Annotated in this window: 9 protein-coding genes and 1 pseudogene; 4 read left to right on the top strand and 6 right to left on the bottom strand. The window is 58.4% G+C overall.

Annotated features, from left to right (window positions below; all coding sequences use genetic code 11):
* Positions 1 to 668 precede the first annotated feature (668 nt).
* Positions 669 to 1,112 carry an amidohydrolase family protein gene (locus tag IVA98_RS27245; RefSeq protein ID WP_247355805.1) on the bottom strand — a complete coding sequence of 148 codons (444 nt, stop codon included), beginning with the start codon at positions 1,110 to 1,112 and terminating at the stop codon, positions 669 to 671.
* A gap of 443 nt (positions 1,113 to 1,555) precedes the next feature.
* On the opposite strand from IVA98_RS27245, the gene IVA98_RS27240 reads away from it, so the two are divergent.
* Entirely contained in the window at positions 1,556 to 1,780 is a 225-nt protein-coding gene (locus tag IVA98_RS27240) for a hypothetical protein (RefSeq protein ID WP_247355804.1), read from the top strand.
* Positions 1,781 to 1,945: 165 nt separating this feature from the next.
* On the opposite strand, the gene IVA98_RS27235 is transcribed toward IVA98_RS27240, so the two are convergent.
* From IVA98_RS27235 to IVA98_RS27225, 3 genes are all read right to left on the bottom strand, one after another.
* On the bottom strand, positions 1,946 to 2,524 hold the full coding sequence (locus tag IVA98_RS27235; protein WP_247355803.1) for an anthranilate synthase component II: 579 nt from the start codon (positions 2,522 to 2,524) through the stop codon (positions 1,946 to 1,948).
* On the bottom strand, positions 2,521 to 3,915 hold the full coding sequence (gene pabB / locus IVA98_RS27230) for an aminodeoxychorismate synthase component I (protein ID WP_247355802.1): 1,395 nt from the start codon (positions 3,913 to 3,915) through the stop codon (positions 2,521 to 2,523). Before pabB ends, IVA98_RS27235 begins: the two co-directional genes overlap by 4 nt.
* A 94-nt stretch (positions 3,916 to 4,009) precedes the next feature.
* Positions 4,010 to 4,336: a Dabb family protein gene (locus IVA98_RS27225; protein ID WP_247355820.1), complete on the bottom strand. Its 327-nt coding sequence runs from the start codon at positions 4,334 to 4,336 to the stop codon at positions 4,010 to 4,012.
* A gap of 2,386 nt (positions 4,337 to 6,722) precedes the next feature.
* On the opposite strand from IVA98_RS27225, the gene panB reads away from it, so the two are divergent.
* The 3 genes from panB (at position 6,723) to IVA98_RS27210 (ending at position 10,705) form a co-directional block, all read left to right on the top strand.
* Positions 6,723 to 7,595 (top strand): 3-methyl-2-oxobutanoate hydroxymethyltransferase, encoded by an 873-nt coding sequence (gene panB, locus IVA98_RS27220; RefSeq protein WP_247355801.1) that lies wholly within the window; start codon positions 6,723 to 6,725, stop codon positions 7,593 to 7,595.
* A 14-nt stretch (positions 7,596 to 7,609) separates the two neighbouring features.
* Positions 7,610 to 8,461, top strand: coding sequence for a pantoate--beta-alanine ligase (gene panC / locus IVA98_RS27215; protein ID WP_247355800.1), 852 nt, complete (start codon positions 7,610 to 7,612; stop codon positions 8,459 to 8,461).
* Between the two features lie 1,107 nt (positions 8,462 to 9,568).
* Positions 9,569 to 10,705 carry an MFS transporter gene (locus IVA98_RS27210; protein WP_247355819.1) on the top strand — a complete coding sequence of 379 codons (1,137 nt, stop codon included), beginning with the start codon at positions 9,569 to 9,571 and terminating at the stop codon, positions 10,703 to 10,705.
* An 811-nt stretch (positions 10,706 to 11,516) separates the two neighbouring features.
* Here the strand turns inward: IVA98_RS27210 and IVA98_RS27205 are convergent.
* Both IVA98_RS27205 and IVA98_RS27200 read right to left on the bottom strand, forming a co-directional pair.
* A complete protein-coding gene (locus tag IVA98_RS27205; RefSeq protein ID WP_247355799.1) occupies positions 11,517 to 12,326 on the bottom strand; it encodes an effector protein NopP in 810 nt (269 codons plus the stop codon).
* Between the two features lie 1,051 nt (positions 12,327 to 13,377).
* Positions 13,378 to 13,854 (bottom strand): annotated as a pseudogene (locus IVA98_RS27200) (IS5 family transposase); the annotation flags it as partial.

Raw genomic sequence — 13,854 nt, 5'->3', positions numbered from 1 at the left:
GGGTCTAAGAAAGGATGAGGAGGCCAAAATTGGCCTAAAACGGCATGAAAACGGGTTAAAACTCCTGATCAGTTGACGAAGTTACTTATTGCCAAAAATCATGAAGCTTGGTGATAACAATAGGTTTTTGCAGAAATTCTCGTCCGTTTGGGCCCCCCGTTGGCCGAAAACCGAACGTGACCAAACGCAACCGAGCGATATGAACCTCGAACGCGGTGGCTTCGCCGGCCGGCATTCCGCCTCAAATCGAAACGAGGCGCTAGGAAGACAGACTTCCACTCGGTAAACGAGTCCTTGAAATTGACGGGCACGGCCAAACCGACAGGGAGAGGCCGTCGGGAAGATCGGGGATGAAGGAGCATTGTAAGGGAGCTCGGACCGGCCCACCCGTCCGTCTGCACGCTGCCCGAAAGGCGGCCAGCTTCAAGTCCAGCCGGGAGGCCGCGGTCAGGTTTGGGTGGCACCAAGGCACCTATCGCGCCCACGAAATCGCGGCTCGCTATTTCAATGCTGAAACTGGCCGCATCTACGCAGATGCATTCGGCGTGCCGCGATCATGGCTGATGGACGGCCGCGGACGTGGTCCGTTGATCGACCCAGTTCGCGCGGCTAGGTTTGAAATCCGCAAATCCGCCGCAACGCAGCCATCCTAGGATGCGGCGGGTCGCTTAAGGGTCGCGCGGCGGCTCACGATGGCGATAATCTAATCTTGGATTCATCGGCGGCGATGAGGCCAGCATAAGGATCCCTTGCGTGCTTTCGACGATGAGAAGGTCGGCCGCCTTGTCGCGTTCGATGGATCCGACATAGGAATCCCAGCCGATCATCGAGGCAGGAACGCGGGTAACCGCATCGATGAGCTCTTGATCGGTGAAAAGGCCGCCTTCATGATCGCTCACCAACTTTGTGATCTTGAGCTCGCCTAGCAGGTTCTTTGTCCCACTCGGCGCCCAGTCGCAACCGATTGCCACGGGAAATCCGGGCTGGCGGGGCAAGGCGACCTTGGTGGTTGGAAGCACGCGAAGCAGAGTAAGAGTGACCGTCGTCTTGCCGACGCCGCTATGGGTCCCGGCAACGATATACGCGCTTGACCTGGTCGAAAGAGCGCCCAAAGGAGGTCCTCGCAATCTTTTCACATTGCTATGTGTGCACGCCCCGGTTGCAAATTCAAGGCTTCGAGGCGCTCAACACTCCAACGGCCTTGGCATTGGCGTTCAAGAGCCGATGCCGGCTGGGCGACGCTCTTTGCGGGCTATGCGCCTGGGCAGTTAGTGCCACTTCGTACGACACCTCTTCTATTTCTACGACTGTCTACCCTTTGGCGCGTTTGGACCAGCCGCCCCGAAGGATGCTGATCGGAATGAGGCTGCCATAGACGATCAAACCTGCCGCTAGAGCTGCAAATAGCCTCGGCGGACGCTGCCCTCACATGACGAATTCGCAGGGATGGCGATGACGACGGCATGGTCTTTTTCGAGCTGTTGCTTGATCGCGTCGAAGGATCTCGGCCGGACGTAAATGTCGCGGTGCGGCGCCAGCGCGCCAGCGAGCCGCCATGCCGAATGAGCTCTGCGAGCAGGTCGGCCTTGCTCCAGCGTCCGTCGTGCGCGCCCTTGATCCTTTCACGGACGACCTCCCGCAGGTCACGCAGGCAGACGCCGTGTTTGGATTGCGGAACGTGACCGTGGTTCGACAGGAGAGCAGCCAGCCGGACGGCGAGCGGCTGCTCGGTAATGCCCGTCAGGAGCAGGATACGCCGCGCCCGGGATGTCGGCGGTGAGTGACTTTCCCGTCCCAGGAGGTCCCGCTGGTCTTCGACGGTCGCGCCCGGGGGTGGTGAGCCATGGTCGCGCCTGGAACGCAACCAGAACAAAATCGAGGCCCATCGGGCCGGATCCTGACGGCGGCCGCCACGCTATGGCTGCACCAGTCCTCTACGGCCCCCTTAAGAAAGCTCTGCAAGCCGTAGGAAGTTTGCGAACAGCACGTCCCCTTGTGGGGTGAGTATCGACTCCGGATGGAACTGCACGCCATATGTTGGTTGATCGCGATGGGCGAGGGCCATGACCTCCCCATCATCCGAGAGTGCTGTCACCGTGAGGTGACGGGCCGATGACGGATCCAATTCGACGATAAGCGAATGGTAGCGCCCCACACAAAGTGGAGACGGTAGTTCTTTGAACAGCCCGCCGCCTTCATGTGTGACATACGAGGGCAGACCGTGCATAGGACGACGTGCGCGCGTTACGCGTGCGCCGAACACCGTCCCAATGCACTGGTGTCCAAGACAAATGCCGAGAATTGGCACCTGACCCGAAAGTTCACGAACGACGGCTGTCGATATTCCAGCCTCAATTGGAGTGCACGGACCGGGGGAGATGACAACCGCGCGGGGCCTGAGGTCAGCAAGTTCGCTCACATCCATCGCGTCGTTCCGGACGACACATGTTGCTGCACCAAGCTTGCGGAAATATCGCGCAATGTTGAAGACGAAAGAGTCGTAGTTGTCGACAATGACAATCAAGATGCACCGGAGTCTTCAGCAATGAATGCGCGAAAAATGCGCTCTGCTTTTGCAAGGCTCTCCTCATATTCGGCTGCCGGATCGGACATTGCCGTTATCCCGGCACCTGCATGGAAGACGGCCTGGCCGTCGTCGATCGTTACGGTGCGAATGGCAATATTTACATCCATATGTCCATTGAAACCTATGTAGCCTATGGCCCCGCAATACACCTCTCGCGCCACACGCTCGATATCCAGGATAATTTCCATCGAGCGAACCTTGGGAGCTCCGGTAACTGAGCCGCCAGGAAAGCAGGCCCTAAGTAGGCCCACGGCATCCTCTCCGTGTCTTAGCTCACCCGTAACGACGGACACGAGATGGTGCACCGAGGCATAGGACTCGAGATTGCATAAGGACGGGACGTGGACTGATTCAGGCGTGCAAACGCGCGAGAGATCATTGCGCAGGAGGTCGACGATCATGGTGTTCTCGGCGCGGTCTTTCTCCGAATCTACCAGCGCCTCAGCGCGACGCCGGTCTTCTTCGCAATCAGCAGAACGCGCCACCGTCCCCTTGATAGGTCGCGTTTCGACCTGTCGCCCGTCAAGCTTTAGGAAACGCTCGGGCGAGCTCGATGCAATGGTGAGCTTGCCATACCGAAGAAGGGCGGCAAAGGGAGCCGAATTCATTTTCCGCAGCTGACAATAGAAGGCTATCGGATCGAACGAGTTCGCCAGGCGAGCGCTGAAGCGCTGCGCAATGTTGACCTGGAAGGCGTCACCCGACAGAATGAGATCAATCACGCGTTGTACCGCCGCGATGTATCCCTGGCGACTGAAGTTTGAATGCCATGAGCCGGCCTGGCCTGGTGTAAAATCAGGAGGGGGGGCTGAGACTGTAATCAGCGCAACAAACTCTTCGGCTCTTCGGCGAGCTCTCTCACGCCGGCGAACCGGATCCTGCTCCGGCCACCCGGTAGAAAGGACCCAGCATCTGTCATGGCGGTGATCGAAGCTTATCACGACGTCGTAAAGATGTAGGAGGGCCTGAGGCAAGCGATGCGCCCCGATGCTCGGCACCGGCAATCGCTCCAGCGTCCTGTTCAGCTCGTATCCAAAAAAGCCGGCGGCGCCGCCCTGGAATGCCGGGAGATCGGCGCGATGCATTTGCGGATACTTGGCTAGCATGGCGCGAAGTGCCGCCCACGGATCGCCCACAATGGACTCTCCGTTGCAAATACCTCTCCCGTCCGCGATTATATAAGTGCTGAAGGGATCGCACGTCACATACGAGTACTGCCCGAGCACCGCGTGTCTCGATGCGCTATCCAGGAACGTGAGGTGCCTCCGATGCGAGAGGCGTCGCATGGCTGTGACGGGCTCAATCCACTGCAGTTCCAATACATGCATTAGTCTGTCGCTCAGCGATACATGGCTGATTGTAATCCCGCCCGGGAAGGGAGCCTCACGGCACCCAAAAACCCCTACGTGCCTGCCAGGTTAATTACGCCCGCGGGTAGGGCCTGCCAAATGGCTCCGCATCTGTTGACATGCTGTAATCGGCCGCGAGACGTAGCTCTCGGAGCGGTCTGACCTGCCGGATCGACTCCTGATAAAGCTCGTGCGCTTTATAGGCTTCGAGTTCGACTTCGTCGTCGAATTCACCGTAGACGATCACGTCAATTTCGTTGCCAAGCTGGTCACTCTTGCGGTTGCGAGCGACCTCAAGCCGGCGTGCGTGCGGGATCTTGGCGAGAACGGAAAGGCCGTCGACTATTTTGTCGACATGCGCCTTATCTTTTGCGGTGAAGAATACGATGTGTCGAATCATAGATGACCGTCGGTAATCGCGAACATTGCGGTTTGACTTCGCCCAAAGCGACAGAAGCCTCATCGCAAAGTCTGGAAGGCTCGGGCAGCCGCTCAGATGCCACTGCACGGCAGCTCCCTGCGCGATCGCCCTGGCGGGTGTTTAGCTCGATTCTTCCTCCGCTATTACGCAAGGTAGACAATCTCTGAGACGAATTTCTGCATCGTAGTAAGGAACCGCCTGATCATCAGTCGCTAGGACAACTTTCAGTAGATGCTTCCGGTCATTAGCTTCGCGCGGATCTCGTGCATGAAACGGTCTCACTTGCAGGATCGCCGCATAAGAACTGCAGCAAAATGCGCTCTTTCGTTGAATACAGGCTGGCTCATAAAACAGAAGGGGGAAGGCCGCCGCCAGCCCCTGGGTTGACATCGACGCGTGACTTCAAGGTTGAATCCGCTCTTCGGCTGATCACCGCAGAGAGATCGATCGTGAAACTCTTTCATCGCGGAACGTGGCGATAGTCTCAGCCATACAGGGCGCCTGGGAGGAGCTTATCGTTTCGGCGCTGCTCGTCGCGAAGCAACGAAGAAAGGTAGTACCTCGTGCACATCTTGCCTGGAGGCGCTTTCAGCGCGCAGCTGCATCGCACCGGAAGGCTGCGCTCCCTTCCGGAAAGTCGCTGAAATGCTGCTCCGCCCTCGCCGAAGTTTTGGCAAAATGGCCGCCCTAGGTGTCGCGGTTCTGATCGAGCACTCTTAGACTGCCTTCACTTGAACCGCGTCGCTTGCGTGCGCGTGAAAGCCCAACGCGCTAGTACTTCGGTGGATGCGATCGCCCAGGGAAGCGCGGCTGCCATTTGCTTGATCAACATCAATAGATGTAATTCGATGGTCTATCCTTAAGCAAAGCCTAGCGGAGGCAAGTCATGCGCAATCTGCTGTTTGTCGCTGCTAGCACTTCCCATGCTAGTTGGCTTTGTCGCGCCTTCGAGTGTACGTCCTGCGACCCGCTTGGCAGGACGCTCATTGTCTGCAAAGACCGTATCTGGGGGTACTGGCAACTGCCAGTTCTCGTCATTTTGTCAGTGCATGGCCACTGCATCGGGCACGGACGCCTAGCGGTATCGACCTGACCTACGCATTAGCGCGGCGGGTAGAACGATCGCGCTGACAACCAGTACAAGACGCCACGAAAAGACGCACAAGGGGAATGCGGGGTGTTGTTACGAAAAATCGTATCTTCGACGAATAGTAGTGGTCTTTGAACGTGTGCAGCAGAAGCTGATGACCCCGCAATGGCAGCCGCCGCTTAGATTACGACCGCACTACTGCGCCTTAACCCCGCTTAGCCCTTTTTGCATCGCATGACTTGGCTGGCCGTGTCAAACCGTCGACTCTTCGATGGCCTGACGCTTGGGCTGCCATGGCTGCTGCGAATTGAGCAGCAAGCGGACGGCAAGCGCACCGGCGCCTCAGGTCAGCGACGCCTCTAAGCGGCTTGCCTGACAAGTCTGTACGCCCGGGTTATCCACACGCCATCGAATTAGCGGGCAGACGCGCGTCTGCATAGCTTTCACGGTCTGCTGCGCTGGAAAGCACTCCCATGCTTGCATCTGACGAAGGCGGGGCGGTCACTCCGAGCTCGTTTGAAGAATTTCATCGCGGAATTACGCCCAGACGCAATTTTCGGCCGACAGGCAGGTGTTCATCGAACCAACCGATCGCGATATGCCGCTACGACAGAGGGTGAGCGCGAGGCCTGTTTCGGGAGCTGGAAAATGCCGAGTATCCTGGAGAAGGGATTGGAGCAGGGCATGGTACGCAATTTCTATCAGCTCCGTATGGGGAAGTATGCCGGAGTGTTGATTCAGCGCAGCAGGTGTGAGCGGCAACAGATCCTCTGGCTGCAGTTGAACTTGATGAGGCTCGGAAACGAACTTGCTCCGGTAGAGTATTGCCTCCGTGGCAAAGCCAGCCAGTCCGAGACGCACGAGATGCAGTTAAGACAATGCCGCACGCAAATTGCGTCAGAATGATCCCATCGGCGCGTCCTGACGCCCAGCGTGACGCAAGGCGCTTCCAAATGACAATTTCAATCTGGGGAGTTCTTGCTTGATGGTCGCGCGACCATTGGATTCTTTATGCACGCGCCTGCTACTTTGGAGACGTATGTTTCCGTTTCACGGTTGACAGTTTTCATTCGTCCGCCATAGAAAAAGAGTGGTCCCGCGGGCTCAATGGCTTCGGTTGCAAGAATCGGATTACCGTTCGGCTAGCATATTCGGTGACGCGGGGACTTCGTGAGGGCGATGGCTTCAAAATCGTAGGCGACACAGGTGAGATCAAATCAGTATCGCTTCGAGCTGCGAAATCGACCTGAGGCCATCTGACGGAACGGATCGAAAATGAGCCACGCTTCGGAAGTGTCAGTTGAGCGGATCACGATTCCAATCCTGCAGCGATGGAAGCAGGAGCGGCGGCGTGTCGCCATGACCACCGCCTACGATGCGGTTACGGCAGGCATCGCTGACCCCATCGTCGACATCATTCTTGTCGGCGACAGTGTTGGCAATGTCTGCCTCGGTTTCGACAACACGTTGCCAGTCAGCATGGCGATGATGAACCATCATCTCGAAGCTGTTGCGCGCACAAGGCCCCGTGCCCTGCTCGTGGCCGATATGCCGTTTCTTAGCTTTCACCTCAGTCCGGAGGAGACGATACGCAACGCCGGAGGATTCCTGCAGCGAGGCGCAGATGCAGTGAAACTCGAGGGCGGAGCCAAGCGCGTGGAAATCGTGCGTGCCCTGGTCGATTGCGAAATTCCCGTCATGGGCCATCTCGGCCTCACCCCGCAGAGCGTCAATATCATGGGGGGATTCAAGGTGCAGGGCCGAAAAGCCGATGACGCTTTGCGGCTGCTTGATGACGCTCACCGTCTGCAGGAGGCCGGATGCTTCGCGTTGGTGCTTGAAGGCATTCCGGCCGAGCTAGCCCAGCGAGCGACCGAATCGCTGTCGATACCAACTATTGGAATCGGCGCGGGTCCCGGGTGCTCGGGCCAAGTGCTCGTATTCCATGACGTGCTGGGGCTGACCGAAGGTCATCGGCCCAAATTTGTTCGCGCCTATGCAGATGGTTTTCAGCTGTTGCAGGACGCGCTGTCGCGCTGGGCTACCGATGTCCGCAGTGGAGCGTTCCCGGCGCCGCAAGAGTCCTATCGGCTTCCTGAAAGCCTGGCTAACATCATCGCAAACTGGGCTCCTCCCAACCCAACCTGATGTAAGGTGCTACGATGCAGACGATTACGACGGTCGCTGAGCTTCGTAGTGAGCTCGCGAAGGCTTGCAGCGCGGGCAAACGCGTCGGGCTCGTGCCGACAATGGGCTATTTGCACGATGGCCATCTGGCCCTGGTTAAGGCGAGCCGAGCGCAATGCGACGTCACCGTCGTTAGCATCTTCGTCAATCCGACTCAGTTCGGACCAAACGAGGATCTCAGCAGCTATCCTCGCGATTTCCTGCGCGATGAAAAACTGTGCCGCGATGCCGGTGTTACGATTGTCTTCGCGCCGGGTGCACAGGAAGTCTACCCGGCTCAATTCGAGACCTTCGTCGAACCGGGCGAATTGGCTAAGCCACTATGCGGGGCTTTCAGGCGTGGGCATTTTCGCGGCGTCGCAACCGTCGTATGCAAGCTGTTCAACATGGTGCATCCGGACGTCGTGTTTTTCGGGCAAAAGGATTTTCAGCAATGCGCGGTCGTGCGTCGCATGGCAACTGATCTCAATCTTCCCATCGAGATCGTCACCGTGCCAACCGTTCGGGAACCGGACGGGCTCGCGATGAGCAGTCGCAATCGGTACCTCAGCGAGGAAGAACGTCGACGAGCCGTTGCCATCAGTCGTGGGCTGTTCGCCGCGGCGGATGAGTTCCGCTCAGGAGTGCGCGAGGTGGACCAGCTGATTGCGATCGCCGAGCGGCATCTTGAGACAGTTGATCGGCTGCAATACCTTGAACTTGTCGATGGTGATACGCTCAAGCGCGCCGCGAGTCCGCTGCGGCTTCCGGCGGCGCTCTGTGCCGCAGCCTACGTCGGTTCGACCCGGCTGATCGACAACGTACTGCTCGCGTTGCCAACTCTGTAGCGCAATTCAGAACCAAATCGATAAACTGTTTTCTTTTTATCCGTTTCGCCCGCGTCGTCGGTGCCTGGGAGTTCCGACGCAGCCGCCCCTCGCGCTTCGCCGCGGCAAGATTTGTCGGCGGGGTAGGGCGAAGTGGTCGAAACTAATGCGCACGTAGCCCGCGTCGACCAGGGCTTCCGCAATCAATTCCGACTGAAAATGACGCACGACTTCTGGGGCAGGGCGTATTCGCCGATCTTGCACTGCTGCTTCTTGAAGTAGGGAATAGGCGCGTAACCGAACACCGGACAGGCGATCCGGACGGAGTTCGATGCATTTGGCGACCGTGTCTAGCACTACAGTCGCAATTTTCGCGGTGGTTCTGACTCTATGGGCGACCATGATTCGGCATTTGATGATTGGTGGAGCGCCGGCCGAAGATACGCGACGCCGTGGGCTTCTTTGTTGGAGTCGTCAATGGCGAGCCGTGAGTCTACCAGGCACATAAGCTGCGTGCCTTCCATGGTCAAAGTGTTTATGTCGGCGTCTACACCGCGCTGTCGGTTGCCACAACGTTTTGGCAGGCTACGCAAGCCCAGAGTAACCGGGTTGCAAACCCATCGCCTCGCATTGAGACCGATTGCGATCGGCAGATGGAATTTCATCTTGTTGTCAGCTTTGCGACTGAGCCATATTGATTTGTCGCGGATATGACTACGGGAGGCGAGGCCGCGTTGAAGGGCGCCACGGCGCAGTCTCGAGGCGCACTCGGGTGGTTCGTGCTCCTTCAGTGCGCGACCGCGCTCATCAATCAGCAAGTAACAAGCTTGTTGAGAGCCCCCAACGCTCCATGCCTAGCCGGCACAGTTGCCCGATCGTATCGAGTTCGGATCGAGACGTCACGTGCGTTTTCGCGGTGGCATCGTATTTGCTATCAAAGATGTCGTCGCGGGTCGAACTAGAAGAGTGACGATCGACGCGATCCGATATCACGCGCTGAACGTCCGGCATGGCGGATTGCGCCAACAAACGATGTCCTCTCGACCGCCGAACCTGCGCACTCTCTGTCGCTCGGGAGTCCGCCGCTGGTACAGCGCCCGCGGGTCGTCTATCAATAAGGTCCCTGTCATGGCGTCTGCTGGTCAACTATCCTCTCGGTTAGCAACGTGTCTTGCATTCTTCGTTCCCGGGGTCGGCTTCGGGGTCTGGGCCCCGCTCGTACCATTTGCAAAAGACCGGCTGGCGGTCGATGACGGCGTGCTTGGCCTACTACTGCTCTGCCTGGGTGCTGGATCCATCATCGCGATGCTTCTGACCGGTGTTTTGAGCGCCCGCTACGGCGTCAGGCTGATCATTCTTGTGGGTGGGCTTAGTCTCGCGATCGTCCTGCCGTGCCTCACGATAGCTAGCAAGTTGGCGCTCGGCGTCGCGCTATTCGCCTTAGGCGCCTCGATAGGCTCGATTAGCGTGGCCGCGAACATTCATGCGATCGAGGTGGAGCGCACGGCGGAGTTCCCGCTGATGTCCAGCTTCCACGCTCAATTCAGCATCGGGGGACTTGTGGGGTCTGCAGCCATGACCGCTTTTCTCTCGCTGCAGATTGATGCATTTGTTTCGACTGTGGTCTGCTCGGGATTGATAGTGATAGCGATCATGCTGGCGTGGCCGCGATTGGTGCCAACGGCGCAGGCGGACCAGGGACCGTCGTTCGTTCTGCCGCGTTCCATCGTGCTCCTTCTAGCCGCGATTGCGGCGATCGCCTTCCTTATCGAAGGCGCGATGCTCGATTGGGCTGCGTTGTTGGTCGTCGGCGCTGGTCTTGCTCCAAAGACGCAGAGCGGCTTAGCGTATGTACTGTTCTCCATAGCCATGACGGTGGGACGCCTTGCTGGCGACGCCGTCGTCGAACGCGCGGGGGACCGCGCGACACTTATGTTCGGAAGTCTACTGGCCTTGGCCGGTTTCGGAGCTCTGCTGGCCGCACCGGTAGCCGTCATCGCCATGGCCGGCTTGCTGCTCATTGGTCTTGGCCTATCGAATGTCGCCCCGATTCTGTTCCGGCGCGCCGGCACGCAGGAGGCGATGCCCGTTGGTCCGGCGATTGCCGTGATCATGACGGTTGGCTATGCCGGAATTCTCATTGGACCGGCTGGTATGGGGTTACTGGCCAAGTACGTGGGACTGCCGGCCGCATTTGGGGTCCTAGCCGGGCTCATGTGCCTCGTCGTGCTCTTGGCGCCCATCGTGACGGCGAACACACGGTGAATGCGTTTGAAAGGTGACAGAGCGGCACCTGGTGCGCAAGAGAAGCTTCGATCGCGGCTTGTCTCTGATCGAGCAGACGGCAATGAGTTGGCTAGCTGATATCTGCCTGGCGCCGATGATCGGCTACTTTTTGCTGGTCCCAAAGCGGTGCGCTTCTCCGGAAGTGATTCAGGCCCGGCGATTGGTGGTCCGCGCTCTTCCAGAGATCTGCCTTCATGCCTACGATGGGTCGCTTGATGCGCTTGCTGTTCGCCCAATCATTGCTTCATCCCAGGCTTCTATACCTGAGTGAATGCGCGCTTTCGGCTGTTCGCAAGCTCGAGTTTTCAACCCGATTGCGCAAAGCGGATGTTCGCCGAGCAGACGTTGATGCCTAAGGGACTTGGAAACACCGGTGTCTGGTATCTCGCAGCCCATGGACAGGTTTGTGCGGTGGCCTCGGACGGCAGACTTTCGCCCGCTGGAAACCGCAGCAGTTCAAGGCGTAAGGTCGGCGGCAGCGGCGCAGAGCTTAGCGCCAGGATCAGAGCGCATGGCTGCTGTGGCTCAATTCGCTCGACATCTCTCCTGATTTGGTGTCTTCGACTTGGCCGAGACACCTTATCTCCCTCAGATTGGCGCATCAAACGGCGAAATCACTTCGGACCGGCCTGATGGTGAACATTGGTGCCTTGTTACAAAGCACCTCGCGGATCCAGTCGAATTGTCGGTTTCGCTCGGCTGAGGCTTGACCTTTTCCGCAGCTGTCCGTTTGCCTTCGCTCCTTGCTCCACCGCCTGCCCAAACACATGAATGCCAGCGGATCTGGGCATTACATGAAGTCACCATCCTCTTCGGAATCTGCTGCAACCTCAGTATCACTGTCGACCTTGGAGAGATAAAGCTGAGATTTAGTTGCGCGCTGCCATTCACCAAGGCTGTTTTTTGTCCACTGGGCGGACTGAGTGGGGTCAAGTACCATGTCGTCCTCATCCACTTCAACGAAGCCCATTGTCTTTGCGCGGGCCTTCGCTTCCGCATTAGCAGGACGCCAGTTCACCAATGGTCGTTCGCCGTCTTGCCGAAGTTGATGTTCGAGCAGAATATCGCCGGCGTTTGCGACAAGCGGATGAGCAACCTGAAAATCCACAATTGAGGTGACTTCACTTCGTCCAGGGAACTGTTCTCGCCACTTATCGCTTTCGAACTCAGTCATGTTGAATCCGGCCTCCGTTCTTTGGAGGCCGACGCTCACATTTCCTAATTGGTAACTGTAATATCGGGCGTCTTCTGAATCTCTTCTGATACCGTATTCCTTAGCGACCTCTGCTGTGCGCTTAGCTCTTGCGGAGACAAATTCCGAGTACTCGTGTGGATTGTTGGCGATGCGGTTGATTGCGTCGCCATGAAAGGTCCTCACTTCAGTCCTGAACGTAGCTCTGTCGATCTCGACCACAGGAGGTTTCCGAACGAGGGAATAACTCGGTTGCGAAGATGAGCTGCCAGCAGACTCCTGCAATCGCGTTCTAGCGAACGCATCGGCGAAGCCCTGGCTTTCGGCACCCGCTTCCTCAGCGTTGGCTGCCCGATGATATCTTTCTTCGGCCGGAATATCGGGCCAATTGTTAACTCGACCGTACATGACGACTATACCTGGATCATACATCTTGCATTGTTTCAGGTCGTTAGACCTTACCCGCTTGATAGACAGCTTAGCTGTCCGTAAGCTGACGCCAGCGCATAAAGGGAAAATCCCGCCACGCCTTTAGGCAGCTCGACCGCGTATCGTCGAGGCGTTGCGCGATGCAGGCTTCCACGTTATCCACCCAGAACGAGGCGCGGAGGTGCTGGACTGGTGCAAGCGGCGCGTCGCAAGGGGAACACGATGCGGGACACTCGGACCCGCCGAGGCGTCGAGCGCGCCGCGAGGAAAGCGACTGCCACCGCCCGAGCGTCTCGTGCGCTGGATGGCTTGCTCGACCTGGTGGCACTCCCAGTCCGAGGCAGCGAACTGCACGCAGTGTCGACCGGATATTCGGGTGGGCGCGTGGCGCGCAACGCGATCGCGCGAGTGACTCCGGATGACGTCACCTGCTACGTGGCACTGCCGTTCGACGAGCGCCTGATCGGCGGTTGGCGTAGGAAGGGGCGCGCCGCGGCCGAACTCATGGAAGCTCCGCCTTCCGAAGCCGAGTCGGAAAGACAGGCAGCCGGAGCTGAGCCATCGACTACATGCCCGCGGCTCGTCTTCCGGTCTCGAGCCAGCTCTGCTGGGATTATTGGCGGACGACGGTCTGGCCGCCGGCGAAGTGGTAGATTGCCTGAGCGCAAACGCAGCTCTTGTGATCGCGGAAGCGCTCTCGCGGAAGCCGCGCATGCTCGTGGCGATCGCCTTCGCGACCAAGATGGCTCGGACGATTTGGGCATGGCCAATCGGAAGGTGGATTATCGGGAACCCAGCGCAGGCAGTGACGGCATCATGACGAATGCGGCACGAAAGAGCCTGATGTTGGTGAAGGGTGCGAGCAGGAGACGACCCTAATGGGCGGAACGATCGAACAGATCTGGATCAGGAAAACCAGTTAGAGCCGAAAGCGCCGAGGTGCTCGGAGATGAGAATTGGACTTGATCCGCGGATCACCATACCGGCCAGCGGCTTCTGAGAGCCTGACTCAAAAAGCGCGTGGACGCTATCAAGGTCTGGCTAAACGGCGAATTAGGAGCCTTAGATGGGCGGCGAGCAGCCAAGCGAGCTCGGTAGCGGCAGAGCCTTCGAAGTCTTTGGACAGGCGCCGGCATCTTCCGAACCATGCAAAGGTGCGCTCGACGACCCAGCGCCTGGGCAGGAGCTGGAAACCTTTGACGCGGTGCGGTCGCTCGAGGATCTCGATTGTCCAGGGCCCGCAGTCTGAGAGTGCGTTGACGAGCTGTTTGCCGCGATAGATTCGGTCGGCAAAGACATGCTGAAGCCTCGGAAAGCGGCCTCGCAAATCTTAACAGGGGCACGGCGCCATGGACATCCTGAATGTTGGCGGGATGAACATATGCGGCCAACAAGAGACCGTTGGTGTCGGTCACGATATGGCGCTTGCGCCCATGGAGGCGCTTGCCGGCGTCGAATCCGCGTGGACCGCCGGCCTCCGTCGTCGAGGCGGTCTGGCTATCGATCA

Source organism: Bradyrhizobium sp. 160, assembly GCF_023073735.1.
GTDB lineage: Bacteria > Pseudomonadota > Alphaproteobacteria > Rhizobiales > Xanthobacteraceae > Bradyrhizobium.
The sequence above is the reverse complement of the archived record's forward strand: the minus strand, read 5'-3'. Positions and strand labels throughout refer to the sequence as shown.